The 25,707-nt window shown below is 63.6% G+C and carries 24 protein-coding genes; all 24 read right to left on the reverse strand.

From position 1 onward, the window contains the following. Positions 1-4: 4 nt before the first annotated feature. The 24 genes from ACH79_RS17765 to ACH79_RS17880 all read right to left on the reverse strand — a co-directional run bounded on the left by ACH79_RS17765 (position 5) and on the right by ACH79_RS17880 (position 25,700). A complete protein-coding gene (locus ACH79_RS17765; protein WP_161852147.1) occupies positions 5-1,177 on the reverse strand; it encodes a caspase family protein in 1,173 nt (390 codons plus the stop codon). Positions 1,178-1,188: 11 nt separating this feature from the next. Further along, positions 1,189-1,977 (reverse strand): Dot/Icm T4SS effector Zinc-dependent metalloprotease LegP, encoded by a 789-nt coding sequence (gene legP, locus ACH79_RS17770; RefSeq protein WP_161852148.1) that lies wholly within the window; start codon positions 1,975-1,977, stop codon positions 1,189-1,191. A 119-nt stretch (positions 1,978-2,096) separates the two neighbouring features. Next, positions 2,097-3,695 (reverse strand): phospholipase D-like domain-containing protein, encoded by a 1,599-nt coding sequence (locus tag ACH79_RS17775; RefSeq protein ID WP_161852149.1) that lies wholly within the window; start codon positions 3,693-3,695, stop codon positions 2,097-2,099. Between the two features lie 370 nt (positions 3,696-4,065). Further along, positions 4,066-4,917 (reverse strand): phytanoyl-CoA dioxygenase family protein, encoded by an 852-nt coding sequence (locus tag ACH79_RS17780; RefSeq protein WP_161852150.1) that lies wholly within the window; start codon positions 4,915-4,917, stop codon positions 4,066-4,068. Between the two features lie 106 nt (positions 4,918-5,023). Continuing rightward, positions 5,024-5,524: an L-2-amino-thiazoline-4-carboxylic acid hydrolase gene (locus tag ACH79_RS17785; protein WP_161852151.1), complete on the reverse strand. Its 501-nt coding sequence runs from the start codon at positions 5,522-5,524 to the stop codon at positions 5,024-5,026. Positions 5,525-5,716: 192 nt separating this feature from the next. Further along, complete coding sequence (locus tag ACH79_RS17790; protein WP_161852152.1) at positions 5,717-6,100, reverse strand: nuclear transport factor 2 family protein; 384 nt, start codon at positions 6,098-6,100, stop codon at positions 5,717-5,719. Positions 6,101-6,415: 315 nt separating this feature from the next. Then, positions 6,416-9,088, reverse strand: coding sequence for an alpha/beta hydrolase fold domain-containing protein (locus ACH79_RS17795; protein ID WP_161852153.1), 2,673 nt, complete (start codon positions 9,086-9,088; stop codon positions 6,416-6,418). 114 nt (positions 9,089-9,202) lie between these two features. Continuing rightward, entirely contained in the window at positions 9,203-10,393 is a 1,191-nt protein-coding gene (locus tag ACH79_RS17800; RefSeq protein WP_161852154.1) for an ABC transporter permease, read from the reverse strand. 2 nt (positions 10,394-10,395) lie between these two features. Further along, positions 10,396-11,556 carry an ABC transporter permease gene (locus tag ACH79_RS17805; protein WP_161852155.1) on the reverse strand — a complete coding sequence of 387 codons (1,161 nt, stop codon included), beginning with the start codon at positions 11,554-11,556 and terminating at the stop codon, positions 10,396-10,398. Beyond that, the gene (locus ACH79_RS17810; protein WP_161856421.1) at positions 11,553-12,233 is read right to left on the reverse strand and encodes an ABC transporter ATP-binding protein; all 681 of its coding nucleotides are present in this window, start codon (positions 12,231-12,233) and stop codon (positions 11,553-11,555) included. The genes ACH79_RS17805 and ACH79_RS17810 overlap by 4 nt, the downstream gene beginning before the upstream one ends. A gap of 49 nt (positions 12,234-12,282) precedes the next feature. Further along, positions 12,283-13,359, reverse strand: a complete 1,077-nt coding sequence (locus ACH79_RS17815) for an efflux RND transporter periplasmic adaptor subunit (RefSeq protein ID WP_161852156.1) — start codon at positions 13,357-13,359, stop codon at positions 12,283-12,285. Positions 13,360-13,767: 408 nt separating this feature from the next. Then, a complete protein-coding gene (locus ACH79_RS17820) occupies positions 13,768-14,781 on the reverse strand; it encodes an NAD(P)-dependent alcohol dehydrogenase (RefSeq protein WP_161852157.1) in 1,014 nt (337 codons plus the stop codon). A 73-nt stretch (positions 14,782-14,854) separates the two neighbouring features. Continuing rightward, a complete protein-coding gene (locus tag ACH79_RS17825) occupies positions 14,855-15,481 on the reverse strand; it encodes an FMN-dependent NADH-azoreductase (protein WP_161852158.1) in 627 nt (208 codons plus the stop codon). 13 nt (positions 15,482-15,494) lie between these two features. After that, entirely contained in the window at positions 15,495-17,072 is a 1,578-nt protein-coding gene (locus ACH79_RS17830) for an isochorismatase family protein (protein WP_161852159.1), read from the reverse strand. Positions 17,073-17,092: 20 nt separating this feature from the next. Continuing rightward, a complete protein-coding gene (locus tag ACH79_RS17835) occupies positions 17,093-17,941 on the reverse strand; it encodes an MBL fold metallo-hydrolase (protein WP_161852160.1) in 849 nt (282 codons plus the stop codon). A gap of 42 nt (positions 17,942-17,983) precedes the next feature. Continuing rightward, positions 17,984-18,874 carry an amidohydrolase gene (locus tag ACH79_RS17840; protein WP_161852161.1) on the reverse strand — a complete coding sequence of 297 codons (891 nt, stop codon included), beginning with the start codon at positions 18,872-18,874 and terminating at the stop codon, positions 17,984-17,986. Beyond that, the gene (locus tag ACH79_RS17845; RefSeq protein WP_161852162.1) at positions 18,871-19,989 is read right to left on the reverse strand and encodes a VWA domain-containing protein; all 1,119 of its coding nucleotides are present in this window, start codon (positions 19,987-19,989) and stop codon (positions 18,871-18,873) included. Before ACH79_RS17845 ends, ACH79_RS17840 begins: the two co-directional genes overlap by 4 nt. Beyond that, positions 19,986-20,867 (reverse strand): MoxR family ATPase, encoded by an 882-nt coding sequence (locus ACH79_RS17850; protein ID WP_161852163.1) that lies wholly within the window; start codon positions 20,865-20,867, stop codon positions 19,986-19,988. Before ACH79_RS17850 ends, ACH79_RS17845 begins: the two co-directional genes overlap by 4 nt. A gap of 9 nt (positions 20,868-20,876) precedes the next feature. After that, positions 20,877-21,899 carry a xanthine dehydrogenase family protein molybdopterin-binding subunit gene (locus tag ACH79_RS17855; protein ID WP_161852164.1) on the reverse strand — a complete coding sequence of 341 codons (1,023 nt, stop codon included), beginning with the start codon at positions 21,897-21,899 and terminating at the stop codon, positions 20,877-20,879. A gap of 2 nt (positions 21,900-21,901) precedes the next feature. Further along, positions 21,902-23,485, reverse strand: coding sequence for a xanthine dehydrogenase family protein molybdopterin-binding subunit (locus ACH79_RS17860; protein ID WP_161852165.1), 1,584 nt, complete (start codon positions 23,483-23,485; stop codon positions 21,902-21,904). A gap of 11 nt (positions 23,486-23,496) precedes the next feature. Then, a complete protein-coding gene (locus tag ACH79_RS17865; RefSeq protein WP_161852166.1) occupies positions 23,497-23,976 on the reverse strand; it encodes a (2Fe-2S)-binding protein in 480 nt (159 codons plus the stop codon). A gap of 6 nt (positions 23,977-23,982) precedes the next feature. After that, positions 23,983-24,801, reverse strand: coding sequence for a xanthine dehydrogenase family protein subunit M (locus ACH79_RS17870; RefSeq protein WP_161852167.1), 819 nt, complete (start codon positions 24,799-24,801; stop codon positions 23,983-23,985). Positions 24,802-24,817: 16 nt separating this feature from the next. Beyond that, on the reverse strand, positions 24,818-25,261 hold the full coding sequence (locus tag ACH79_RS17875; RefSeq protein WP_161852168.1) for an SRPBCC family protein: 444 nt from the start codon (positions 25,259-25,261) through the stop codon (positions 24,818-24,820). A gap of 1 nt (position 25,262) precedes the next feature. After that, positions 25,263-25,700, reverse strand: a complete 438-nt coding sequence (locus ACH79_RS17880) for an SRPBCC family protein (RefSeq protein ID WP_161852169.1) — start codon at positions 25,698-25,700, stop codon at positions 25,263-25,265. Positions 25,701-25,707 lie beyond the last annotated feature (7 nt).

Consider the following 25,707-nt stretch of genomic DNA (forward strand, 5'->3'; position numbering starts at 1 on the left):
GGCCTCAGTTCTGGGGCCTAAGCAGCGATGCCAGATTGTGCGTCCAGGGCTTCAGCGTCGGCTTCATGAACGGCCGCGGCGCCGAACGGAACGGGTTTGAGGTCAATCGTCCTGCGTTGACTTCCACCCGATAGACTCCTGCCTGGACGGTGAGCCCAAACTTCGTCTTGGCGCCGGGGTTGCATCCGGCAACCGCGGCATTGTTCTGATCGAGGACGCCGATGGCGCAGGGCAGACCCAGGCTGTCCGGTTGAACCTCGACGGATATGTCGATATCCGGCGGGCCCGCCAGATACCGGATCACCGGCGAACCAACCAGGCTGCCCATGGTCACGAGCGTCCCGAGATTGTTCTTGGTGTAATAGAAATCCAGCGCGTTCTTGATCGTTGTCGCCGTCACCGGCCACTGCCCGGTCTCCTCATCCGGCTCTTCGGCGCCACGGTTCAGGGCCATCGTCAGCGCCTCGGCGAAGTGGCTCGGCTTGCGGCTGCGTCCGAGCGCGAACGCGCCGTCGACCGTGCTGTAGATCAGCGGCGCCGCCCGCTTGTCCTTGCCACTGAGTTCGATTCCGAACACCGGCGGGACCGCCGGATTCAGAAAACTCCTCAGTTTTGCGTTTCGGTCCATACAGGCATCGACGAAGTAGAATTGCGTCAGCGCAATATTCGGGCGTGTAGCTGTCGGCGCCATGCCGCTTTTCAGATTGTGCATTTCGAAGCACTCGTTAAGCGGCGCGTCGCTCGTCAGGAAGTCCTCGAGCATGAGCACGGAATCCTCCGATCCGCGCTGCGTCCCGTGGCCCGCGAAGTAGAAGAAAGTCATGTCCTCCGGATTGTTCGAGGCGTCTTTGCGCCACTGGGCCGCGAGTTTGGACAATGCATCCCGGTTCGCGCGGGTTGGCGTCGCGTTGGCGAGCCGGGGCTCGACCTGCACCTCGGCCGGCGACGGCGAGAGCAACAGCCGAACGGTTTTCAGCGGCAGCCGCAAGCCGGTCGTCGTGATGAAGTCGAAGATCTTGAGGGCCGAGAGTGCAGGCGAAGAGAGCTTGTTGAGGTTCCACGTCTCATCGGAGGACGGCTCGCCGGCCTCGGGCAGGTTGAGATAGTCGCTGACGCCGACGATCAGCGCATGAACGCCGGCGCCCTCGACATTGTCGTTCTTGACGACCAGTCCCACCGGTCATCTCCTCATATCGTGACGAGCTTCTTCACCGATGCGATGTCGCCGGCGCTGAGCTTCTTGCGCTGCCCGATCTCGACGCCGGCCTTCTTCGGAATGATCGTGTCCTCGCCATTGGCGCTGAACGCGTTGCGCGGATAATGCATGATGGAGCCATAGTCGTAAGCGAGGAGGTCGACGCCATCCTGAATGTGCTGATTGAAATTGTGACGGGCACTCGGTAGCACCGCATCGAGCTTGACGGTCACAAACTGATTGCGATCCTTCCTGCTCTGCTCGTGCCAAAGCCCGACGGTGTGGCCGATTTCGTGAATGCAGTTGCCGGTGCTGCAGGCGCTGCCCAGGATTACCTCCTGCCGCCCGCCGCGCCGGCCAACCGAGGACGCGCAACCGCTCCCGGGACGAAACACGACGAAATCGCGATGGGCGGGATCAGCCGCGTTGCGCTTCACAAATTTGATCGGCGTGTTGTCTTGCCAGTGCTTGATGGCGTCGAGTACGCGCTGCTGGTTCGGCAGATTGGGATCGATCTCGAAGGGAATTGTGTTGTTCTTCCAGCGGAATTGGACGCCACGGATCCCGGCGCCCAAGGCTTGGGCGTCGTCCTGCAGGATGCCCGGATTGTCTTCCACCGTCTTCTTGGTGGTCTGCGCCTCGGCTACCGTTCCAAGGATGATGCATCCTTCGAACACCGCAAGACCGTCGACGGCGGTGTAGGTGACTTCCTTCCAGTTCGTGCCGAGCGGCTTGATCCAGGTCGTGTCGGTTGTATCGCTTGTCAGAAATCCATCGGTCATAACATTCTCCCATCATGAAACGGGGTCAGGCGGTAATTCGCCGAATGTGCTAGCGGGTGCAGTATCGAAACAGTTCGAGTTGCAATTCCAAAGCCGTCAACTAATAAAGGCACGGCCGCCTAGCCGTAGTAATCGCGCCATGACATCCGCACCATGCCCGGAGGCGTCTCGTCGCCGTCGCGCGCGACCGTCACCGGTGGATCATCCTCGATGAAGGCGCTGGCGCGGTTCTCCCAGTCGAACACGAAGGCGTTTTGGTAGTAGGTCGCGATTTCCTTGTTGAAGATGATCAGTCCGGCGTCCCGGTTGCGCAGCACGCCGTCGCCGGACCAGTTCGCGCTGCTGACCAGCACAATTTCACCGTCCACGATAATTCCCTTGTTGTGGATGCTGCTCTGGCTGCGGAATACCGTCTCCTTGAAGCCGGATTCCACGAGCTTTCTGATCTTGTCGCCGGCGCCGTTGCTGCCGACGATAATTCTCATGTCGAAGTTCGGGCGGTTGCTGAGCTCGGCGAGCTTCGCGAGCATGTCGGTAAATTTCTTGTCGATCTTCTTGTCGCTGAAGGTGATGTAGGAGAACTGCAGGAAGATCGATCGTTTGGCGCTCCCGATCAGCTCCATGATCCGGGCGATGTAGTTGTCCGGCGTCAGGACCGGCGCAACCTCGAACTCGCCGGGCCTGGTCGGCAGGATTTCGGGGGCGATCGGCGTCGGCGTATCGGCGACATCGTCGGCGTCGAACAATGCCTCGACCGGCACAAAGACATCAGGCAATCGGGCAGCGGCCTGCGCATCCAGCAGAACGCCGTCCTCGCCGTTCTCCGCTTCGGCCTCCGAACCATCGCGGTCGTGCTTGATGTAGCGCTCGAAGAGCTTGGCCAGTTTTTCGTCCTCGACGATGACATGCCATTCCCGGTTGCCCTTGCTGTACATTCCTTTCGCCTGGGCAGGGATTCCGATCGGGTCGATGTTCGGCTGGCTGCGCAAGCTCCAGTTTCCGCTGGACAGCCAGAATGCGCTGGAGTCCCGGACCGCGACCTTCTCGTGATAGGCGCTGGCGAAGCGGCGCGAGGCGCCGCACCGCACGATAAAGCCGTCGAGGTTGTCTTTCAGGGACCTCCTGAGCTTGGTGCGGATCTTGGTCTCCGGCTCGGTCATGCCGTCGTCCCAGGTCAGCACGACCTGGAGATCCTTGTCGCGCACCGTCTCGATGAAGCTCTTCGCGATATAGTCGGCGTTGAAGTCGTACATCGCGACGGAAAGCGTCTTTTTCGTCGCCTCGAGGAACGGCTGCAGCACCGGCCAACCGGCGTCAGGACCGATGTGGCAGACGATCGGTTTCTTGATCTTGAACTTTGCGTTGATCGGGTTTCCGGTGATCGGCTTGTAGGTGAGGCCGGAAGCCGAAGCCGCGATGCTGTCGGCGATGGGCTGATCGCTCATCAACGTCATGACCTGCCGCAGCGGGTCGGCTTGCATCACGCTGACGCGATAGGATCCGAGCTGCCGCGGCATGCGCTCTTCCGGCAGCACGCTGGTCGGCGGCTTTTTGTGGGCCACGTAGACGATGACCGCCGGCTCCTTGTGCACGGTGCCATCGATGATCGGAAAGCCGGGCTCCGCGGAAACAAATCCCTCGACCGCGGCCAATTGCGCCACGTTGGCGTCGATTACGGCCTGCACCTTGTCCTTGGTCTGTTGATCGAGGAAGCGCATCGTTCCGGTTCCCCCGCTTCAAATGAATTAGTCGCAATGGCAGTCGTGGCTTCTGTTTTCAAAAGGTGCGTACGGCAGTTGGGCGATCGGTTGCGCTGCGTGCCGCTGCCGCAGGCGGTAGCGACAAACTGCTGTATCGCCAGAGAAAAATTCGGTGGCCTGCAATCACTGTCAGCACGGAGATATACTCCGAGGTGCGATGCCTTCGGTTTCTACTTTGCCGGACCAGTGCGTACCTGTCAGTGAAGCACTTCACAAACCAGTTCAGAGGTTGCGAAGAAGGAGGACGAGCGCATCGTGTTCGATGCGTTTCCTGCGAGGGCATCGTGTGCAGATGATCGTCCCGTCCAGGTGCCGCGCCCGGTATCCGTCAATGCGTCCGCAGCAAGCGCCTGGGATGAACGCCGTCGACATAGCCCATGAACGGCGGATGGATCGAGTAGCCGATTAGTTCGCGTGCGCGCTCCGGCAATTGGCTGGCGAGATCGGCGGGGACGGCGAGTGCCATGTTCTCCAGTTGTCGCACCCAGCCGACGCAATATTGCGGCGTGATGATCAGCCGCGGCCGATCCGACCGGTTGGCGCCGCCGCGGTGCCATAACGTTCCCTTGGTGATCGCCAGCGATCCGGACGGCATGGTCAGCTTGATGGCGTCCGTTCGATTGCCTTCATCGTGCTCGGCTTCGTTGGTGAAGTGCGAAGGTTTCACCGCGCCCTCGATGTATTGTCCGTCCCAGAGATGACTTCCCGGAATGATTTCGGTGGCGCCGTTCTGCTCGGTCGTATCGTCGATCGCCCAGAACGTAGAGATGCCGAGCGCCGGACGGGGCCGCGGTATCTTGACGCTACTATCGTCGAAGTGCCACGGCTGAACCGTCTCGCCGGGATGAAGATTGATCGCGAGCATGGCCGTCAGCAGGCAGCTGTCGCCGAGCTCGGCTTCGGCAAAGGCCAGGGCGAGCGGATGGATCGCGAGCTCGGCAAACACCGGCGACTTTGCCAGCAAGGCATACACGCGGTTGGTTTTGGTGCCTTCGAAATCGTTGCGGCCGAGCAGATCGCGCGCCAGATGCGGCGCCAGCGCCGCGCGGATTTCTGCGACGCGGTCGGGCGCAAGTACGCGTTCGAAGATCAGGTAGCCATTGCGGTCGAACTCTTCCTTCAATGAGGCGAATGAGCGTCCCTTGAGCCAGGGCGAAATCTGCTCCGCTGTCGCTGCCATCGGCGCTCTCCCTTGCTGGCGCGGTCAAGCCGGGCTTGTTGGGATGCATCATACGCCACTATCGATGGCTTTCACGAGATTTCTGCGAGGCCACTGGGCGCGGAAATCATTCCCGCGGCGCGAAGGCGTAGCGGAACGTGCAGCTTGGCGCACCCTGCATCAGGGTCTGGTCGCGGCTTAGGCTGACCTCGCTGCCGCCGGCGGCAACGATATCGAAATCCGTGGCGCAGACCAGCAGCGCGCCGAGCTCCGGCTCGCCGAGCGCACGAAAGAATTCCGCAAAGCGGCAATGCGTGACGTCGAATTCCAACGCCTCCTTGTCTTGCCGGCGCATTTCCACCGTCACTTCGCGCTCGCTGACGTCGGCAAGCGCGGTGTGCATCGCCGCCCATTTGCGGCGCGCGCTGCCCTCGACGCTCGCGCCGACGTCGGCGAACAATTGCTTCGACCAGTCACGCAAGGCCTGTTTGACGATCGCGTCGGCTTTTTCCCCTCCCAGTTCAGCGCGCAACGCTCGCAACACGGGCAAAAGGACCTGGGCCTGGATCCGCGTCTTGTCGAGCAGCGATAGACGGGGATCGACCATGTAGCCGTCGAGGACATTCATCGCCGGTTCCTTCCATGTCGCGACGCACGGGCCTCTTCAACCTCGCCCCGCTTGCGGGGAGAGGTCGGATTGCGGAGCAATCCGGGTGAGGGGGTACAGGTCTCACGTCGCTCAGAACCCGCGGAAGTAGCCCCTCACCCCGACCCTCTCCCCGCAAGAGCGGGGAGAGGGAGTGGAGAGAGCTTGCGGAAATCACTCCCGCAGCTCGGTCATAAAAACCTTTTGCGCGATCTGCCAGCGGTCATCGATCTTCAGCAGCGACAGTTGATCGGTAAAGAAGCGCGGCGGGATGGCGCATTTGAGCTTGACGTAGGCCATCGTCGGACCGACGAGATCGATCGACAGTATCTCGTCGTGGCGCGCCAGGCCACGCTGCTTTGGCGACGGTCTGTTCCGCACGTTGCCGAGCCAGGTGTCGCGCGGCGTGATCGTCACTTCGCCGCCGTCGGTGACGCTGGTCAGTGCGCTGGTTGGATGAAAGGCGCTGGCAATCTTGTCGGCGTCGCCCTCGTGGAGACCGTCGAGATAGGAGTGGATCACGCCTTCGATATTTCTGACATCGTCTGTGCCGGTCATGAGGTCCGCTTTCTCCGTTTTTTTGATGAGCGTCCCGGCGACGACAAACGAAATCAATTGAGCGGTCAACGTAGAAAATCTAATGCATGATAGTCTGCTAGTCTCATGACATTCTTCGAGCCGGGGATCAGTCATCGGCTGGTATTGCAAACGCCCATTGCTGAGGGGATGACGGAGCGCCAGCAACGCGAACTCGTTTCGGCCTGCGCCGTGCCGTCGTCTCCCTCTCCCCGTTCTTCACGGGGAGAGGGCAGGGGTGAGGGGCTGTCTCCACGGGCTCGATGATGCAGCGGAGCGACCGTCATTCCGTGCGCGCTATCCAGCCGCGGCGTTGACCGCGATCGGCGGGGCGTCGCCACTCTCTTCCAGCTTTCGCGGCAACCCGGCGAAACCGCGCAGGGCTTCGGCCATCTTCGCGCGACCGCTGACGCCGGTGATCACCACGTCCACCATCATTAGCGACGAGTGGATGTGACCACGCGCCTGCAGCTGCTCGACCGGCACGCCTGCGGCAGCCAGCGCCTCGGCATATTCGATGCCTTCGTCGCGCAGCGGATCGAACTCGCAGGTTGCGACGAACGCCGGCGGCAGGTTCGCCAGATTGCCGCGCAGCGGCGATGCGCGCGGATCGGTGCGGTCGGCGGGCGAACAATAGATGTCCCAGAACCAGAACATCAGCGCGCGCGTCAGGAAATAGCCGACCGCGTTCTCGTTGTAGGAGGGGCGGTCATACCTGCAATCGGTGACCGGGCACACCAGGAGCTGGCCCGCGATCTCTGGGCCGCCGCGATCACGCGCGAGCTGGCAGGTGACGGCCGCGATGTTGGCGCCGGCGCTCCAGCCTGCGACCAGCACCGGTCCTGGCCTGCCGCCGAGTTCGGCCGCGTGCTCGGCGATCCAGCGCGTTGCCGCATAGCCGTCCTCGGCCGCGGCCGGGAAGCGATGCTCGGGCGCATGGCGATAGCCGACGCTGACGACGATCATGCCGCTGCGGCGGCAGATGTCGCGGCAGAACGGATCGTCGGATTGCTCGTCGCCCAGCACCCAGCCGCCGCCATGGAAATAGACCACGATCGGATGCGGCCCCGGCGTTGCCGGCCGATACAGGCGATACTGCAGCAGGCCATCGGCGCCGTGCACGACGCCATCGCCGACCTCGCCGACGGGACGGCCGGGAGGACGGGCCTTGTTAAATTCGGCGAGGAAGTCGCGCGCGCCCTGCGAGCCGAGCGACTCGATTTGCGGCAGGTTCATCTCCGCCAGCATGCCCAGCACCAGCCGCACATCCGGCTGCAGGCGGACCACTTCGCCGTCGTTGCACTGCTCGGCAACATCAGGCCCGGTCAATTTGAAGCCGAGCATGCCGCGGCCGACGACCTCGTTGCAGATGCTGCGATAGGGGCCGACGCCGCCAGTATAGGGCATCACGCCCTGCGCCTTGCCGGGCACGTTGGCGCCCGTGTACCAGGTGTTGGCGAGCCGATGCAGCGTCAGCGTCGAACAATCCGCCATGTGCTGCGCCCAGCCGGCTTGTGCGGTCTCCGTCGCGTCGATCGTTGTGAAGCCGGCCTCGCGCATCGCTGCCAGCCGGTCGACCACCCAGTCGACATGCTGTTCGATCGATACCGCCATGTTCGACAGTACCGACGGGCTGCCCGGGCCCGTGATCAGGAACAGATTGGGGAAGCCGGAGACGGTGAGGCCGAGATAGGTCTGCGGGCCGTTGGCCCAGACGTCGGACAACGATTTGCCGTCGCGGCCGGTGATCGGATGCACCGCCGTGATGGCGCCGGTCATGGCGTCGAAGCCGGTGGCGAACACGATCACATCGACGTCGAACGCGCGTTTGTCGGTCGTGATGCCGGACGCCGTGATCTGTGTGATCGGCTCCTGCCGCAGGTTCACCAGCGTGACATTGGGGCGATTGTAGGTGGCGTAGTAGTTGGTATCGAGGCACGGACGCTTGGCGCCGAACGGGTGGTCGTACGGCGTCAACGCTTCGGCCGTCTCCGGATCCTTCACAACCGCGCGGATCTTCTCGCGGATCAGATCGGCGAGCAGCCTATTGCCATCGACGTCGACGCCCTGGTCGGCCCAGAGCTGGGTCAGGATGTGGACGAGATCGCCGGCGGCCCACGCCTGCTCGAAGCGCTCGCGGCGTTCGGCGTCGCTCAACTGCCAGCTCACCGCCATCTGTTGCGGGTAGGGGACGCCCGCGAGCGACCAGCGCGCCTGCTCGCGATAGGTAGCGCGGTCGGTTTCGAAGTAGGTCTTGCGATCGTCGGGCTGCGGACCGTTATGCGCGGGCAGCGCGAAATTCGGCGTGCGCTGGAACACGGTGAGATGCGCCGCTTGCTCGGCGAGCAGCGGGATCGACTGGATGCCAGATGAGCCCGTGCCGATGACGGCGATGCGCTTGCCGGCGAGCTTGACCTCGTCATGCGGCCAGCGGCCGGTGAAATAGACCTCGCCCTTGAAGTCCTTGACGCCGTCGATCTCCGGCGGCTTCGGCGCGGAGAGGCAACCGGTCGCCATGATGTAATAGCGGCAGGAAACGCTCGCGCCGTTGCTCGTCGTGAGCCGCCAGCGCTCCGCAGTCTGGTCCCAATTCGCCGCGGTGACCTTGGTGCCGAAGCGGATATCGCGCCGCAGGTCGTAGCGGTCGGCGACGAAGCCGAGATAGCGGAGTATTTCGGGCTGGGTTGCGTACTTCTCCGACCATTGCCACGCGCTGTCCAGATCGGGATCGAATGTGTAGCTGTAGTCGATGGTCTGGATGTCGCAGCGTGCGCCGGGATAGCGGTTCCAGTACCAGGTGCCGCCGACATCGCCGGCTTCCTCGATCACAACGGCGGAGAAGCCGGCCCTGCGCAAGCGATGCAGGAGATAAAGGCCGGCAAACCCGGCGCCGACGACGGCGACATCGACTTGCTGTGTCGTGCCGCTGTCCGCTTCAGAAGAACGTGCCGCAACCGCTGCGTCTGGCATGCCACTCCTCCCGTATGTTTTATTTTGGAGGAGGCTACGCCCACGGATTCAGTTTGTCATCAGGGCAAATGCAATCATTGGATGTTCGACAGGGCCTCAACGGCAGCAAGAAGTTCAGTTCGCGTAGAGGCCTTCGACGATCGGCAATCGCGCGGCGCGGACTGCCGGAAACAGTCCACCGATCAGGCCGACGATCAGCGCAAGCGCGACGCCTTCACCGATCAGCCAGGGACTTAGCTTGAAGTCGAATACCACCTGGGTGAAGTTGCCGCCGAGCGTCGAGGCGGTGACGCCATCGAAGATCAGATAGGTCGCAGCAGCACCTAGCAGGCCGCCGATGGCGGCGAGCAACAGCGACTCGGCCAGCGTGCCGACGAAGGCGGGAAAGCCGCCGAAGCCGATGGCGCGCAGCGTCGCGATTTCCGTGGCACGTGATGCCACCGACGAATACATCGTGTTGAGCGCGCCTGCGATCGCCCCGAGCGCCATCGCGATCGCCAGCGGCCAGCCGAGCTTCTGGATCAGATCGGTGGTTTGCGAGGCCTGCTCGGCGAAGTAGCTGGCTTCGGATTTGACGTCGAGCTTCAGCCGCGGATCGGTGTCGCTATGGTTCTTGAGATCGCTCAGCGCGGCGGGGCTGGTGAGGCGCGCGCGCACGGTCTGGACGATGTTGTTGCGGTTGAACAGGCTCTGCACCACATTGAGATCGGCCCAGATCTCGGATTCGAACACGCTGCCGCCGGCCTCGAATACGCCGACGACGTTCCAGCGCGTGGAGCCGAACGACACGGTAGAGCCGATGTCGAATCCCTCGAACTCCCGCAGCAACGCCTTGCCGACCACTACCTCATTGCTGCCGCGATTGAACATGCGGCCTGCGGTGATGGTAACGCCCTTGCGCAATTCGCTGCCCTGTTCGCCGATGCCGCGCAGCGGCAGATTGGCCTTAGTCTTGGTCGAACGCTTGATGCCGTCGACCACGAGATAGAGTTCCGGCGAGATCAGGGGCTTGCCATCACTGCCGCGGGCGATGCCGGGACCGTCCTCGATCAGCCGCACCTGGTCGCGGCTCACCGTGCTGTTAATCTCGGCCTGCGAGCCGGCCCGCAGCACGATCGCAATGTCATCGGCGCCGGAGCCTGCGATGGTGCGCTGGAAGCCATTGGCCATCGCCAGGAATGCCAGCAGCACGATCACCACCAACGCGATCGCGATCACCGTCGAGAGCGAGAGCCAGCGCCGCTGCGAAATGCTCTTGAGATTGATGGCGGTGACCGCCGCGACTTGAAGCCAAAGCGAACGCATGCCTATCCCCGTCCGAGCGCGGTTGCAATCTTGAGCCGCATGGCGTTGAGCGCCGGGATGATCCCCGTGATCAGCCCAAGCGCGATCATCAGTGCCAGCCCTTGCAGCGCTATGGTTGGCGATACCGCAAAGGCGGGCGCGATGTTGGAAAGGCTGGTGCGGAGCGCCATGGCGATCAGCGCCGCAATTGCGAGGCCAGGAATGCCGCCGAGCAGCGCCAGCAATACGGATTCGCCGAGCACCATCGTTAGGATCCGCGGACCCGAAAAGCCGAGTGTCTTCAGCACGCCGATCTCGCGAGTGCGCTCCCGGATCGACAGCGCCATGGTATTGCCGACGATCATCAGGATGGTGACGAAAGCCGCGCCAACCACCAGCAATACGATCAGCGCGATGTTGCCGAACTGGGCCGCGAACGCTTTGCCGAACGCCTTTTCGGTGTCGGTCGAGGTCTCGGCGGTGGAATTGGCGAACATCGCGTCGATCGCCTTTGCCACGCGATCGTTGTTTTCGGGCGAGGTGGTCTGAAGGATCATCCAGCCGATAGTGTCCTTGCCGAAACTGCGGGTCTCGTCGAAATAGGGGTACTGAAACAGCAGGAAATTGGTGTCGACGTGGTCGGCCTTGCCCTTGAGGATGCCGGCAATCGTGAGATCCCAGGTGTGTCCGCCGCTCTTCTGACTGAAGATGTTGCTATTAAGAGGGATGCGGTCGCCGATCTTCCAGCCCCACTTTTGCGCCAGGCTTTCGCCGACCACCGCGCTGCCGCGGTCACGCATGAAGGCCTGAAGCTGCTCGGGCGCAACCTCGAATTCGCTGCGGTACACATCGAAATAGGTATTCGGCTCGATCGCGAGCGCCATGATGAAGTTCTTCGGGTCCTGATAATAGCCGCCGAACCAGTTGGCGAAGGTCACCTGCCGCACTCCTTCCACCGCGCGCACGCGATTGAAGTAGGCGATCGGCATCGGTTGAGTGAAGTTGATCTTGTTGACGGTGATCATCCTATCAGCGGCGGCGGCATCCTCGCCAGCCGTGAAGGCGCGGTAGAATCCGGCGAGCACGCCGAAGATCATGAAGGCGATCAGGATCGACACGATCATCAGGCTGGCGCGCAATTTGCGGCGGAACAGGTTTTTTCGGACCAGGTCGAAGTCGTTCACGCGGCAAGCTCCCGTTCGACGAAACGGCCCTTGTCGAGATGCAGGACGCGCTTGGCGTAGTTGGCCGCCGCCGGGTCGTGGGTGACCATGACGATGGTCTTGCCGAGCTCGCCATTGAGCAGTTGCAGGATCGACAGGATTTCGTCGGCGGACTGACGGTCGAGGTCGCCGGTCGGCTCGTCGCACAACAGCAGGTTTGGATCGGAGACGATGGCGCGGGCAATCGCCACACGCTGCTGCTGGCCGCCCGACATTTCGCGCGGACGGTGTTTTGTGCGATCGGCGAGCCCGACCACGGAAAGCGCGGTTTGAACACGCTCCGCGCGTTCCTTGCTGCGCAATTTCGTCAGCAGCAGCGGCAGCTCCACGTTCTGCGCCGCGGTCAGCATCGGCATCAGATTATAGAACTGGAAGATGAAGCCGATATTGGCGGCGCGCCAGGCCGCCAGCTCGCCCTCGGAGAGACCGTCGATGCGGTGGTCCGCAACCGCAATCTCGCCGGCGTCGGCGCGGTCGATGCCGCCCAGCAAGTTGAGCAGCGTGGTCTTGCCCGAACCGGACGGCCCCATGACGGCAATGAAATCGCCGCGGGGAATCGCAAGGTCGAGGTGATCGAAGATCGAGATCGTTTCCTTGCCTTTGGTGAAACGCTTAGCTACGCCGGTAAGGCGAACCATCGGATGCTCGGCTGTCACGCTTGTCTCCCTTGAGGATTCCGGCTGGAAGCTATTTCGCTGCGGTGGCTTCGGTGGCGCCCTTTGCCTTGGCGTCAGCCAGGAAGTTCACCTTCACCGCCATGTCAGGCAGAATGCGCGGGTCCTTCTTGTCGAAGCGGATGCGCACCTTCACCGTGGCCTTCTCGCGGTTCGCGGTCGGCACGATGGCAATTACCGAGGCGGGAATGGTCCAGTCCGGATAGGCATCCAGCATCGCGTTCACGGCGCCTCCGGGGGCGACCCGGCCGATGAAGGCCTCGTTGACGTCGACCTCGATTTCGATCGAATCCATGTCGACGATGGTGCAGATGCCGGTGCGTGTGTAGCCGCCGACCGACATCGGCGAAATCATCTCGCCCGGCTGCGCGCTACGGTCGATGACGACGCCGGCAAACGGCGCCCGGATCTTATGCTTGTCGAGCATCGAGGCGCTGCGCTTCGCGTCGATCTTGGCAGTTTCGAATTGCGATTGCGCCTGGCGCAATTGCGCGCTGAGCACACCGACCCGGGCCTGCGCCTTGGTCAGATCGGCTTCGGTGGCAAAATTCTTTTGCGACAATGTTTGGACGCGCGTCATGATCCGGGTCGCGTCCTCCAGATCGGCGGTGATCGCGGCGATCGCGGCATCAGCCGTCTCAACGCGCGAGCGGGCCAACTCATAATCCCTTTCGGCAAGCACGCTATCGAGCCGCGCGACGATCTGACCCTCGGTCACCGTCATGCCTTCGTCGATGAAGACCTCGACCACCTTGCCGGTGATCTCGGCCGCCACCGTCGCCTTGCGGCGCGCCACTACATAGCCGGAGGCCGCCAGGCTGCCGGCCGCCTTGTTATTCGTTGCCGGTTGCTGAGGTTGCGGCTGCTGCGCTGTCTGCGGCTGCGCGGCGGGCTGCTGTGCGGTCTGCGACGCAGTCTCTTTGGGCGGGTCTTGCCGGCTGAACTCGAACGCGCCAAAGGCGGCGAATGCGACGACGCATGCGACAATCGCCGCGGAGATCGGCAACCAGTGGCGATTGGACCGTTCCGGCTTGTTGGCGCTGCGATCGATCGAAAGCGATCTCAGCAATTTGCTCTTGTCTTCGGTCATCGTTCATTTCCATCCGGCTGCTCGCTGCAACTTCCGCGCGGGCAGCGTCATTCTCGCGCTGGTGGTCTCACTCACAGCCGGTTCATGTCTCGCCAAAGAAGGGGGCAGGCCTCAAGCTTTCCGTAAGGCGGCGACCCCGGCTCGGTTGTAATCCCGTTGAGCTCTCGCGAGCGCCGGGCGGCGCCCGTTTTTCGACGAGGCGAGTTACAGGAATTTAAAGCCTAATGGCGACGGAGGCAATTCCTGAAACCAGCACGAGTTGTACGATCGGTGTTGCCAGTTGTGGCCATGAGTATCGAGGATCCGTCGCGCAGACGCCTGTCGATCCCCGAATACGCTCAAAACTCGGCAAAATCTTGCAGCGGGAACCAGTTGCTGAAATCGGCAGTCGATGGCGAAATGTCGCGGTCAGCCGATCTCGATCGCCACCTTCCCGAAATGCGCGCCGCTCTCCATATGAGCAAACGCCTGTTTCGCCTGGTCGAACGTAAAGGTCCTGTCGACCACCGGCTTCATGCGACTTGTCGCGATGCCATCCACCATCGCCTGGAGGTCTTCGACCGATCCGACGGTGACACCCTGCAGCCGCTGCTGCTGCATGACCATCAACGGCAACCGCGAGTCGGACGACGGCGGCCCGGCGAGCACGCCGATGAAGGCGATGGTGCCGCCGATCCTGGTCGCCCGGATCGATTCGTTCAGCGTACCGACCCCGCCTACCTCCACGACGAGGTCGACGCCGTGGCCGCTCCACTCGCGGGCTTTCTTTCCCCAGTCGGGCGTCGCCTTGTAGTTCAAAGTGAAGTCTGCGCCGAGCGTCTTCAAACGCTCGATCTTGGCGTCGCTGGAGGAAGTTGCGATGACACGCGCGCCGCACATTTTGGCAAACTGAATGGCGAAGAGGGATACCCCGCCGGTGCCCTGTGTCAGAACGAGCTGACCGGGTCTTATCCCGCCGAGCTTGACGACCGCGCTCCAGGCCGTGACGCCGGCGCAGGGGAGAGCGGCGGCTTCGATGTCGCTGAGATGCTCCGGCGTTCTGACCAGCGCATGCTTCGGAAAGATCCGATACTGCGTGAGGACGCCGTCCACCGAGCCGCCGAGTGCAGCGCGCATCTTGGCTTCGCTCGGTTCGCCGCTGATCCAGCTTTCGAAGAAGCTGCCGATGACGCGGTCACCGGGCGCGAATTCCCGCACGCCCGGGCCGACCTGCTCGACGACGCCGGCACCGTCTGATAGCGGCACAAGCGGAAATTTCTGGCGCGAGCCATAGCCGCCCTTGACGGTGATGAGATCGCGATAGTTCAGCGTTGCCGCTTTGATCCGGACGAGCACCTGGCCTTCGCCGGGCTCAGGCACAGGCTTGTCGACGAGGGCAAGTCCATCGATTCCGTTCGGTCCCTGCAGCTCATAGCACTTCAACGGAAATCTCCTTCGGCACGCTCCAGTAAGCGCAATATTGCCGCAAATGTTCCGGTTCCGCCAAGCCAGCGCGTCAGAATCGCGCAGCCATCTCGGCCAGCCGGCGATGCGCAGCTTCGCGTGCGGTGCGGATCGGCTCGGCTGGCCCGGTGGTCGGTCCGATCGGCACAAAGCGCACGTCGCTGACGCCGATGAAGCGCAGCGCCTCGCGCAGGTATGGCGTCGCCATGTCGATGCGGCCGCGATTCATGCCGGTGACGAAGTCGCTGCCGCTGGCAAGGATGACGACCGTCGGCCGGTCCTTGAACAGCGGCAGATACCCTTGCGCCGGATCGTAGCGGAACGCCAGCCCGGGCTGCGTGATGACGTCGATCCATTGTTTCAGCTTGTAGGGAATACCAAAATTCCACATCGGCGTCGAAATCAGCACGCGATCGGCAAGCGCGAAGCGGATCGCGATGCGCTCGGCGACCGCAAAGGCATCGCGCTGCGAATCCGTGAAAGGCCGCCCGTTGATGCGGGCATATTTGGCCTCCAGGACATAACCCTCGAATTCCGGCAGGTGATCGCGCCACAGGTTCATCGCGTCGAGGTCCCAGTCCGGCCGTGCCTGGCGGAAGCGGTCGATAAAGATCCGCGCACCGGCGGTGGATTCCGAGTCCGCGCGCGGCGAGCAGCTCAGGTGAAAGAGTTTTGGCATGGCCGGGGCCCGCTCATCCCAATCCCCTGATGACCGCATCGGCGTTGGTGACGACGGCGACGTTCTGCATGGCGAAGTTAATCGAGGCGCTGTGCCATTCCGCATTCATGGTCGAGCAGCAGTCTTCGGGCACGATCATGAAATAGCCCTTGTCCGCGCCGGTGCGGGCGGTGTGCTCGATCGACATGTTGGTCCAGGCGCCGGTGTTGATGATCATGTCGCGGCCGGTCGCCTTGAGGATGGTCTCCAGGCGGGTGCCTTCCCAGGCGCTCATCCGCATCTTCTCGACGATAAAATCGCCGGCGCGCGGCTCAAGCCCCGGAACGGGAGCCGCGCCCCAGCTTCCGCGCACCATCGCGCCGCTGTCGACCAGTCCCTCGAATAGTGGCGCATTGAGTGTAACGCCGGGGGCGCCCGGCTCGACGATGAACCAGACATGGATGATGACAACGCCGCGGGCGCGTGCCGCCTCGGAAAGGCGGCGGACATTGTCGATCACGCGCTGCTGGCGCGCGTGGCCAGGCGAGCCGGAATCCGCGAATGCGCCGCCTTCCATGATGACGTCATTCTGCAGATCCTGGATGATCATGGCGCAGCGACGCGGATCGAGTTGCATGTCGCCGCCAGTTAGCTGAGGAGGCGCGGGCGAAGCAGAGCTGGTGTCAGGACCGCTCGAAGCCCGGCCGCTCATATAAGGTTCATGGCGCGGCCCGGCTTTAACCGGGATCGCATAGACCGAGTGTGTCGCGGTCAGATAGAGCGTGCGAAAATCAGGCCCGCCCCAGGCGAGATTGGCGACGAGTTCGGGCACGCGTACCTTGCCGAGCAATTCGCCTGATGGCGAATAGACCCAGACGCCGCCTGGCGCGGTGACCCAGATATTGCCACGCTGATCGCACTTCATGCCATCGGGCAGGCCGGGTTCGAGCTCGGAACGGATGCCGCTGGCGAAGACGCGTGCATTGGACAGCGAGCCATCGGCTTCGACGTCGAAGGTGCGGATCAGTGCCTGCACGGTGTCGTTGACGTAAAGCAGGCGTTCATCGGGTGAGAAGCAGAGGCCGTTTGGCTGGTCGAACAGATGGCGGTCGACCACGAGTTTTGGCGGGCCGCCGCCGGGCGGCACGCGAAAAACGCCCTGGAAGCCGAGCTGGCGCGGCCGCTCGACGCCGTAGACCGGCATGCGGCCGTACCAGGGATCGCTGAAATAGATCGCACCACTCGAATGGACGCAGACGTCGTTCGGGCTGTTGAGTTCCTGGTTCTCGAAATGCGAGGCAATCACCTCGCGCCTTCCGTCGGGACGTTCGCGGATCAAGGATGAAGTCGCATGCTCGCAGACGATCAGATTGAGCTCGGCATCGTAGGTCATGCCGTTGCATTTGTTCGCGGGACGCTTGACCTCGACGACGCCGCGCTTGGCGTCCCATCGCCGGCGCACATCGCCGGGCATATCCGAAAACAAGAGATAATGATGCGTTGGATGCCAGATCGGTCCTTCCGTAAAATCAAAGCCGGTGCCGACCTGGCCAACGGGGGCATAGGGGTCGATCAGAGTCTCGAACTCGGGGCGCAGCGTGACGTGCGTCATCGGTCCGTCCTTCTCTCGCGTCAGGCCGGGAACCAGTTGCGCTGGGGCAGGCTCTGCACCACGGGGCCGGGCACCTGATCGTGCAGCCGGCCGACCACATTGCCGCCTTCGATTTTTGCCGGGCGGTCGTGGACCGGGAGCAGATAGCGCGAATTGCTCAGGAGTTTTTTGATTGCCGCCTTCTCCGCGCGCTTGCTGGTGCCGTGATTGCCCGTGGTGCGCGGCTCGGCATCATGAATCTCGTGGAAGGGCGTGACGATCTGGTCATTAAAATCGTAGATCACGTCGCCGCAGATGGTGGCGATGCCGTCAGCGGTATGAACGTGGATGTTCATGGAGCCTTCGGTGTGGGCGTTGGCGGCCTCGCAATAGATGCCCGGCATCAGTTCGACCGGACCGGTCACTTCGAGATCGAGGAAGCGCAGCGCGCTCTTGGTGTGCAAACGGTCGATCAGGTGCTTGATATCGGGCGCCGGATACTGCGGGTGCATCAGGCCGGAGACGGAATATTCCAGCTCCTTGCGATTGAGCACCACCGTCGTGTTCATCGGAAACAAATCGTCCTTGCCGGCGTGGTCGATATGTAGATGAGTGTGGCAGACGTAGCGGACGTCGCCCATGCGCACGCCGTGGCGCGCGAGCTGATTCTCGATCATGTTCTCGTGGAATTGCAGGCCGCGCATGCCCAGCGTTTCCATGATCTGGTTGGAGCGATAGCCGGTGTCGACCACGACCGGATAGGGGCCGCCGACGATCAGAAAGCCGAGCGTCAGGACGCGGCGGGTACGGCCGCAATCGCGGCCGAGCACGAGAAAGCTCGATTCCAGTTCGATATCCCCGTAGTCGAGGATCTTGATCTCAAGCGGCATATGTTCCCTCCCATATTCTTTTAATTGTCGATACGCGCGCCGTCATCGGTCTAGCCGGTAGACGCGCATGGCAGTCGTTCGCAGAACGGCGTCGCGCTGATCGGCGGCAAGCGAGGCCGTGGCGGCGAGAAAGGCGTCAATCAACTCGCGATAGGTCGTCCAGAGTTTTTCGATCGGAAAATTGGAGCCGAACAGGCAGCGATCGGCGCCGAAGATCGCCACCGTATCGGTGAGAATGGAGGCGATGTGCACGGGATCGTTGCGATGGATGAAGGTGCCGAGGCCGGAGAGTTTTGAGACGACGTTCGGGCAGGCGGCGAGCCGGGTCATGCCGTCAGGCCACGCCGATCGGCCCTGCGGCGAGAGGTCTTCCAGCATGCCGGCGTGCTGCAGGATGAAGGTGACATCGGGACAGGATTCGGCGAGGCCCGCAGCATCCGCCATCTGCGGCGCGAACACCTGCAGGTCGAAGCTGAAGCCATAATCGGGGAGCCGCGCGATATTGCGCCGGATTTTTGGATCGGCGCAGAGGTCCGGTCGGGCCGCAAAGCGATAGAGCGGGTTTTCGTGCCAGTGCAATTGCATGCGCACGCCGCGCACTAACGGATAGTGCGCGAGACGATCGAGCTGCGGGCGGACATCGTCGACGTTGAAATCGGCGTAGGAGACGATCGCGTGTGGCCAGCCATGATCCTTCGCGGTTTCCTGCACCCAGGCGGTTTCGTCCTCGAAGCGGTCGTTGGCCCAGTTGGTCTGCACATAGACCGAGCGGGTCACGCCGGAGCCCGCGAGATCATCGAGATATTCCTGGATCGGATAGTCGCGCCGGATCGGCTCGTAGGGGCCGAAGATGCGCGGCTGCATCGGACCAACAAGCCAGGGCAGGTCAGCCTGACGCCAGATATGATGATGGGCATCGACGATGTCGGTCACGCGGCCTTCCTTTGTCCAAGCGAGAGAACGTGTGAAACGATCGCGGCTGATGATCCGCCGTCGACCAGATCATCCACGAAATGGCGGATTGCGATCAGCGCTTCGGTCTGCGGTTGAAAACCGGGACCTGTGGCGAGCGGCGTCAGCCAGCTCAGCCGCCAGGCGCGCTGCGACAATTTTGCGACGGCATCGCGCAACGCAGAGGGATCGCCGCGCTCGAGGCCGTCGGACAGGATGACGACCGCGGCGCCGCGCGCATAGCCGCCGAACCGGGGCACCGCCAGGAACGCCTGCAGCGCATCGCCGATCCGGGTGCCGCCGTCCCAGTCGCTGACTAGATGGGCGGCGGCCGACAGCGCCTGCTCGCGCCGCTTGAGGCGGAGCGCGCGGCTGACACGGGTGAGCCGGGTGCCGAAGGTGAACACCTCGACATTGGGAGCCGCATGTACCACGGCATGCGCAAGCTTCATATTGTCGTCGGTCCGCCCCTTCATTGAACCGGAAACGTCGATCAGCAACAAAACCTTGCGCGGGCGGGTGCGCCGTTTCAGCCGGCCGAGCCGCAGCACCTCGCCGTCATTGCGCACGCTCTCACGCAAGGTGCGGCGGAGATCAGCCCAAGGGCCGCGCCGGGCGCGCATGCGCCGGTGGCCGCGCCGCCGGGGCAGACGCGTGGGCGCCTCGCGTGCAAGCCGGCGCAGGGCATCGCCGGTTTGGCTTGGCGCGAAGCGGCGTTCGACCAGCGCCTCGGCGCGGGCTGCAACAAGCCCGGATTCATTGGCCTCGTCGGCCAGCAATGTTTCGTCTTGGCCGCGGCCTTCCTCCTGCAGACGAACCACTTCTTCATCTTCCGCGCCGGCATGATCCACCGCCTCGCTGCCGAGGAAATGAAGGTCGAACAGCCGATCGTAGGTCGCGCGGCGCTCGGGAGGCGGGGCGAGTGTCGCCAGCCCGGCCTGCCGGATCGATTCCATGCTGCGCGGGCCGAGAAGCTCGATCGCTGCGAGGAACGCCGTTGTCTGTTCCGGCGCGACCGCGAAGCCGTTGACGCGCAGCAACGCGACAAAGGACACGAAGACGCCGGCGGCGCGCGGTAATCGAAATTCGTCGCTCACGCGGCAGCCTCCGCAATCAGGGCGTCGAGCCGGCCAGAGATAAAGGTGAGATCCTCCTCGTCCTTCAGCGCGACGCCAATCGAGCGCTTGAAGGCGTCCGGCCAGCGCGCGCCGCGCGCGTGCAACAGCGTGGCCGCTTCCGCCCAGTCCACGGCTTCCGCAATGCCCGGCGCCTTGCTCAGCGGCTCGCGCCGCAGCTTGCCGACGGCGGCGACGACGGCACGCGCCGTGGATTCGGCAACGCTCGATGCCCGCATCATCACAATGCGCGCCTCGCGCTCGGCGGTGGGATAATCGATCCAGTGATAGACGCAGCGGCGACGCAACGCTTCGTGCAGGTCGCGAGTGCGGTTTGAGGTCAGCACGACGACGGGGCGCTCGGCGGCGCGGACCGTGCCGCGTTCGGGGATCGAAATCTGGAAGTCGGAGAGGAATTCGAGCAGGAAGGCCTCGAATTCCTGGTCGGCGCGGTCGATTTCGTCGATCAGCAGCACGGTGGAGTCGGGCGCGCGCAACGCGGCGAGCATCGGCCGCTCGATCAGAAAAGTCTCGCCGTAGATGTCGATGCTTTCCTCGCCGGCCTGGCGGATCGCCAGCATCTGGCGCGGATAGTTCCACTCGTAGAGCGCGGCTGATGCGTCAATACCTTCATAGCATTGCAGGCGGATCAGGCGGCGGCCGAGCACGGCGGCGATCGCCTTGGCGGCTTCGGTCTTGCCGACGCCGGGCGCGCCTTCGAGCAGCAGCGGCTTGCCGAGCGCCAGCCCTAGATAGGCCGCCGTGGCCAAACCGTCGTCGGCGAGGTAATACGCCGTGCGCAAGGCTCGTTCGAGCGCCTCCGGACTATCGATGCCGACGATGTTGCCGCGTACCACCATGGAAAGACCTCAGCGCCGCGCTTGCGGCCGCGCGCCGCCCTGCGCCTTGATTGCCCGCAAGACTTTCTCCGGAGTGATCGGCAGTTCATCCATCCGCACGCCGACGGCATTGAAGATGGCGTTGGCGACCGCCGGCAGCACCGGGTTGGCGCACATTTCGCCGGGGCCCTTGGCGCCGAACGGCCCGTCGGCAGCAGGACGTTCCAGCACCGCGATATCGTGCGGGCAGATGTCGCCGGGGCCGGGCATCAGATATTCGACGAAGTCGCGCGGGCCATGCGCCGGATCGGGATAATAAGGCTCGGGTGTTTCAAACAGCGCGTGGCTTACTCCCATCCACGCACCACCGACGAGCTGTTGCTCGACGAGCCGCGGATTGAGCGCGCGACCCAGTTCATATGCGCTGTCCATGCGCACCATCGCGACCTCGCCGGTCTCGTCGTCGACCTCGACCTCGGCGACCAAGCAGGCGTGCGCGTAACAGGTGGCGGGCGACATTTCGCCGGTCTCGGGGTTCACCTCCGACAACGGCACCAGAAAAATGCCGCGTCCGGATATCGTCTTGCCCTGCTTGAACTGCGCCGCGATGGCGACGTCCTTGGTCGAGATCGAGCGGTGCGGCGCGCCCTTGACGTGGATATTGCCGCGCCCGTCGGTGTCGAGGTCGGCGGCATTGACTTCCAGTTCCTCGGCGGCGGCCTCCATCATGACGCCGCGCGCCTCCTTGGCCGCCGCCATGACAGCATTGCCGACGCGATGGGTGCCGCGCGACGCGAACGAGCCCATGCAATGCGGACCGGTGTCGGAGTCGGCGGTATCGACATAGACATCCTCGACCGGCACGCCGAGCGTTTCGGCGCAGATCTGCCGCGTCACTGATTTCATGCCCTGGCCGAGATCGATCGACGACAGCGACACCGTGAACTTGCCGCTGGGGTTGGAATGAACCAGCGCCTGGCTGGGGTCGCCGCCGAGATTCATGCCGATGGGATAGTTGATCGAGGCGATGCCGCGTCCGCGATGTTTGGCCATGGTCAGCGCCTCCTGGTGCCGAAGACGGAGGAGAAGCGGGTGGCGCCGTGAGACGACGGCGGCGCCTGCGGCCTTGGAGGAGGGGGTGGCGCGGGAGGCGGCGGCTCGTGGATCGGTGCAGGAGACGCGCGATCGTAGGTGGTCCGCTGCTGCGAGACGGCGGCGCGCTGCGGCACCGGTTCGAGCGGCGTCGGCGATATCGCCGCGCGGCTGCCGCCGCCGTCCTTGCGCGACGACATCCGCTTCACCTCCTCGCGCAGCGGCCATTTTGCTTTCTCGGCGGCGACCTGCACGCATTCGATCAATGCGGTGTTTTTCGCCTCGCGCCGGTGCGCCTTCATGTCACCGTCGCGATAGGCATTGAGGATGCGGAACTCCATCGGATCGATACCGACCAGATGCGCGAGCTTGTCCATCTGGCATTCGAGCGCAAAGTCCATCGCCGTGACACCGAAGCCGCGCATCGCGGTCGCCGGCGTCCGGTTGGTGAACACGCAGTAGACGTCGCCATGGACGTTCGGGATCGTATAGGGGCCCGGCAGGTGAGCCACGCATTTGACGACGGCGTAACTTGAGAGCCGGGTATAGGCACCGCTGTCGAAATAGGCGCGGATCTTGCGGGCGACGATGCGGCCGTCGCGCATCACGCCGTCCTTGATGTAGATGCGCTCGGCGCCGCGCGGGGAGCCGAATTGCATCTCCTCCTCGCGGCCGAGTTGATAGCGCACCGGACGCCCGGTCAGCATCGCGCCGAGAATGGCGAGCGGCTCGGTTAGCGTATCGACCTTGCCACCAAAACCGCCGCCGACGGTGCCGCCGATGAAATGGAAGGTGTTGGAGGGGACGTCGAGGATTTTTGCGCAGGTATCGAGCGAGAAGAATAGTGCCTGTGTTGAGGTATACACGACGTAGCGTCCATTGGTGTCGGGCGCTGCGATCGAGCCATTGGTTTCGGTCGGCGCATGCTCGATCGGCGACATCTGATAGCGCTGTTCGAGCACATGGTCGGCTTCCGCAAAACCGCGCTCGACATCGCCGAAGCGCAGCTTCTGATGGTCGTAGACATCGTGATAGACGAAGGTGTTCCTGGGATAGGTTTCGTTGACGACGGGCGCGCCGGATTTCAAGGCGTCCTCGACGTCGAACACGGCGGGTAGCGGTTCATAGTCGACACGCACTTTTGCGATGGCCTCATAGGCCTCACGCGGGCTGTCGGCAACGACAGCGACGATCGGCTCGCCCTTGTAGCGCACCTTGTCGACGGCGAGCGACGGCTCGTCGTCCTTGCCGAAGTTGATCAGGCTTAGCAGGGTGTTGAGATTGACCGGCACGTCGGCACCCCGGATGATGCGCCGCACGCCGGGCGACCGTTCCGCTTCCATCGTGTCGATGCGGCGCAGGCGGGCATGCGCATGCGGGCTGCGCAGTACCTTCAGATGCAGCATGCCCTGCAGCTTGTGATCGTCAAAATAGGTCGAGGTGCCCGTGACATGGCCGAGCATGTCCTGGCGCTGCGTGCCCTTTCCGATCTCTTTCAAATTATCATCGCGCTCGTCGGCGAAGATGTCCTTGCGCAGTTCCAGCATGGTCGTTCCCTCTAGGCGCGGGCGCGTCCGCTCGTGGCGGCGGCGAGGACGGCGTTGATGATCGGCTCGTAGCCGGTGCAGCGGCAGATGTTGCCCGAGATCGCCTCGATGACCTCAGCGCGGGTCGGCGAAGGGTTGCGGTCGAGCAGCGCTTTCGCCGCCATCAGCATGCCGGGCGTGCAGTAGCCGCACTGCGCCGCGAACTGCTCCATGAAGGCACGCTGCAGCGGATGCAGGTTGGGTCCATCCTTCAGCCCGTCGAGCGTTTCGATCGAGCGGCCGTTCACGGTTTCCGCCAGCGTCAGGCAGGATAGATGCAGTTCGCCGTCGATCAGCACGCTGCAGGCGCCGCAGCCGCCCTGGCCGCAGCCGAATTTCGGCGTCATGTCGCCGATCAATTCGCGCAGCGCGACCAGGAGATTGACGCCACCGTCGACGAACAAGGCGACGTCGCGGCCATTGTGACGAAACTGGAGCGGGGTCTTGGTCATGATTGCTTACTCCAGGCCCGACAGCAGGCGGCGAAGATGAACGCCGACGATCTCGCGGCGATACCAGGCGCTGCCAAGGGCGTTGTCTGCGGGCGATACGCTCTCTGTTGCGGCCGCGGCGGCAGCGCTGATTGCGGAATCGTCAAGCGAGCGTCCTTCCAGGGCGCGCTCGGAGGCTCTGGCGCGAATTTGCGTCGCGGCCATCGAGCCGAGGGCGATGCGGGCGCCTGAAATTCGGCCGCCGCTCAACGGCAGGTGCGCCGCCAGCGTGATCACCGAGCCGCCCTTCGGCTTGATGCGGGCGATCTTACGATAACGGAAGGCCTCAGTGCTCGCTGGTCTCTGACAGGAAACCGCCAGCACCAGCGCGCCGCTTTGGCGTTCGCGGGATTGCAAAAATTCCTCGATCGGCATGTCGCGGGCGCCCAGGCCGCCCTGCACCGACACGGCGGCGTCGAGCGCGAGCAGCGCGACGGTGAAGTCGCCATAGGGGGTGGGCGCGAACAGATTGCCGCCCACCGTGCCCATATTGCGCACGGCCGGCCCGCCGATCGAACGCGCAGGCGCGTGCAGAAAGGCAAGATCGCGCTCGGCCAGAATTCTTGCGAAGGTGACGCCGGCGCCGAGCGTGACCCGCGAGCTGGCCACGTCGATGCGGGACAGCGCCTGATCGGTCGCACGCACGACGGTCGAGATCGAGACGTCGCCTTCGTTGAGCGCGCGCATGACCAGCGTGCCGCCGCCGAGATAGCGCGCGCTACGGTCGGACGACAATGCTGAGGCCGCCTCGCCGAAGCTTGCAAATGTCTTCACCGTGACGGGCATCGTGGCTCCTCCGCTTTCATGCGGCCTCCTTCAGATGCCGGCGAATGGCGTCGAAGCCGGCTTGATAGATCTGTTCCGCGACCATCTGCGTCAGCCGCTCGGCATCCGCAGGCCGCGTGGTGAACCTGGATTCCCAGTGCCAGAAGGTGCGGTCGCCGTCGGTGACCGGCAGCAGGCGGACATGGGCGACATAGTTGAACATCGGGATCGGCGTATCGAGCAGGCAATAGCTGAAGGTCTGTTCGAGGTCCGACAGCGCCAGCAATTGCTCGCGCAGCTCCGAGCCATCCTGCAGCTTGAAGCGCCTGACACAGCCGATCTTGTCGGAGGCCTGCGCGCGCTCGATCGTGCTGGTCGCCACCGCCGGATGCCAGCGGTCGTGGCCGTTGAAATCGCGCAGCACGTTCCAGACCGCGCCGGTCGGCGCGTCGAGGATCGTGCTTTTGACGATATGCGGCACGCTAGCCTCCGAAGGCGCGCTTCAGCGCGTCGAATCCGCCCTGGAACACGCCCAAGCCGATATTGTTGACGAGTTCGTTCTCCCGCTCCGGCGCGCAGTCGAACTCGGCGGTCCATTCGAGAAAGGTCTGGTCGCCGTCGGTCACCGGCGTCAGCCGCAAGGTAGCGACGTAGTTCTCCACCCCCATCGGCGATTCCAGAATGGAGTAGGTGCAGAACATGTCGTAGTCCGAGAGCCCGAGCAGCTTTTCGCGAATGCGATCGCCGTTGCGCAGGCGAAAATCGCGCACGCAGCCGATCTTGTCGGCGGGCTCCCCGCCCTCGATGCGGCTCTCCGCGATCGCGGGATGCCAGTTGGGCATCCCGTTGAAATCACGCACGCGCGCCCAGACGCGGTCGTTGCGTGCGTTGACGACGGTGGAGACGTAGACGCGGGCCATGGCGTGT

Origin of the sequence: Bradyrhizobium sp. CCBAU 051011, from assembly GCF_009930815.1 — a bacterium.
In the GTDB taxonomy this organism is placed as follows: domain Bacteria; phylum Pseudomonadota; class Alphaproteobacteria; order Rhizobiales; family Xanthobacteraceae; genus Bradyrhizobium.

Bases quoted from the DNA above. Each gene is read 5' to 3' on its own strand.
- ACH79_RS17880 (WP_161852169.1), bottom strand. From the start codon at position 25,700: ATGGCCCGCGTCTACGTCTCCACCGTCGTCAACGCACGCAACGACCGC.
- ACH79_RS17830 (WP_161852159.1), bottom strand. From the start codon at position 17,072: ATGACGCACGTCACGCTGCGCCCCGAGTTCGAGACTCTGATCGACCCC.
- ACH79_RS17870 (WP_161852167.1), bottom strand. From the start codon at position 24,801: ATGCCCGTCACGGTGAAGACATTTGCAAGCTTCGGCGAGGCGGCCTCA.
- ACH79_RS17860 (WP_161852165.1), bottom strand. From the start codon at position 23,485: ATGCTGGAACTGCGCAAGGACATCTTCGCCGACGAGCGCGATGATAAT.
- ACH79_RS17855 (WP_161852164.1), bottom strand. From the start codon at position 21,899: ATGGCCAAACATCGCGGACGCGGCATCGCCTCGATCAACTATCCCATC.
- ACH79_RS17835 (WP_161852160.1), bottom strand. From the start codon at position 17,941: ATGCCGCTTGAGATCAAGATCCTCGACTACGGGGATATCGAACTGGAA.
- ACH79_RS17785 (WP_161852151.1), bottom strand. From the start codon at position 5,524: ATGAATGTCCTCGACGGCTACATGGTCGATCCCCGTCTATCGCTGCTC.
- ACH79_RS17865 (WP_161852166.1), bottom strand. From the start codon at position 23,976: ATGACCAAGACCCCGCTCCAGTTTCGTCACAATGGCCGCGACGTCGCC.
- ACH79_RS17815 (WP_161852156.1), bottom strand. From the start codon at position 13,359: ATGACCGAAGACAAGAGCAAATTGCTGAGATCGCTTTCGATCGATCGC.
- ACH79_RS17795 (WP_161852153.1), bottom strand. From the start codon at position 9,088: ATGCCAGACGCAGCGGTTGCGGCACGTTCTTCTGAAGCGGACAGCGGC.
- ACH79_RS17780 (WP_161852150.1), bottom strand. From the start codon at position 4,917: ATGGCAGCGACAGCGGAGCAGATTTCGCCCTGGCTCAAGGGACGCTCA.
- ACH79_RS17825 (WP_161852158.1), bottom strand. From the start codon at position 15,481: ATGCCAAAACTCTTTCACCTGAGCTGCTCGCCGCGCGCGGACTCGGAA.
- legP (WP_161852148.1), bottom strand. From the start codon at position 1,977: ATGACCGATGGATTTCTGACAAGCGATACAACCGACACGACCTGGATC.
- ACH79_RS17775 (WP_161852149.1), bottom strand. From the start codon at position 3,695: ATGCGCTTCCTCGATCAACAGACCAAGGACAAGGTGCAGGCCGTAATC.
- ACH79_RS17810 (WP_161856421.1), bottom strand. From the start codon at position 12,233: ATGGTTCGCCTTACCGGCGTAGCTAAGCGTTTCACCAAAGGCAAGGAA.
- ACH79_RS17800 (WP_161852154.1), bottom strand. From the start codon at position 10,393: ATGCGTTCGCTTTGGCTTCAAGTCGCGGCGGTCACCGCCATCAATCTC.
- ACH79_RS17850 (WP_161852163.1), bottom strand. From the start codon at position 20,867: ATGGTGGTACGCGGCAACATCGTCGGCATCGATAGTCCGGAGGCGCTC.
- ACH79_RS17790 (WP_161852152.1), bottom strand. From the start codon at position 6,100: ATGACCGGCACAGACGATGTCAGAAATATCGAAGGCGTGATCCACTCC.